Below are 1,046 nucleotides of genomic sequence, written 5' to 3'. Positions count from 1 at the left end.
TGCATGAGCAGCGCCAGCAGGCGCTCAAGGCCGCCCGGGACGTGGCGGAGAAGGCCCGCGACGAGGGCCGGGCACTGACTGAGGACGAGCAGACGGCGGTGAAGGGCCACCTGGCGACCGCCGACGGCATCGCGGAGAAGATCAAGCAGGCCGCAGAATCGGACGAGCTTTTCAAGCGCGCGTACGCCGTCGAGCCGGGAGCCCCGTCCGGTGGTGGCACCGTGCCGGTCGGCGTGAAGGCGAAGCTCGAAGCCGATGCCGCCTACAAGTCGGCGTCCCTCGCCGCCGCCTCCCGCACCCGGTTCTCCCAGCGGAGCACGGAGTTCGAGGCGAAGGACTTCGCCACGGGCGGCCCGGCGGGCGGTCTGGTGCAGACCCAGTACGGCCAGGTCGTCCCCGAGACCCTGCGGCGCCCCACCATCGCCCAGTTGCTCGGCTCCGGCACCATGTCGGCGACGACCCTCACCTACTACGTGCAGGGCCCGACCACTGGCGACTTCGCGATCGTCCCTGAGCTGGGCGAGAAGCCCGCCATCGACTTCTCCTTCGAGCCCGAGATCGAGACGCTCTCCAAGGTGGCCGGCGTCACGAAGATCTCCGACGAGGCGTTCCAGGACACCGCGTACCTGGTCAGCGTCATCGAATCGCAGATGCGCCTGCGCCTCGTCCTGGCCGAGGAGGCGCAGCTCCTCAACGGCTCGGGCGTCGGCGGGAACATGACGGGCCTGCTCAACCGGTCCGGAATCCTCACCGAGACCAGCGCCTCCCCGGCCGACGACATCGACGCCATCTTCCGCGGCATGACCGCGGTGGAGCTGGCGACCCAGCTGCCGGTCGACGCGGTCGTCATCAACCCGCTCGACTACCAGCGGCTGCGTCTGACCCGGGACGCGAACGAGCAGTACTTCGCGGGCGGCCCGTTCACCGGCGCCTACGGCAACAACGGATTCCAGATGGGCCCCGGCCTGTGGGGGCAGAACACCGTCGTCACCAGCGCCATCGCTCAGGGCACCGTCCTGGTCGGGGCGTTCGCGGTGGGCGGCCAG

1 protein-coding gene is annotated in these 1,046 nt (G+C 70.2%); it reads left to right on the top strand.

Going from position 1 to position 1,046, the window contains the following annotated elements; genetic code table 11:
• On the top strand, nucleotides 1-1,046 hold a 1,046-nt coding region (locus ACFWYM_RS44985; RefSeq protein WP_384851368.1), incomplete at both ends, for a phage major capsid protein.

It is taken from the genome of Streptomyces sp. NPDC059009, from assembly GCF_042740175.1.
In the GTDB taxonomy this organism is placed as follows: Bacteria; Actinomycetota; Actinomycetes; order Streptomycetales; family Streptomycetaceae; genus Streptomyces.
This window is presented reverse-complemented; position numbering and strand designations above follow the sequence as displayed.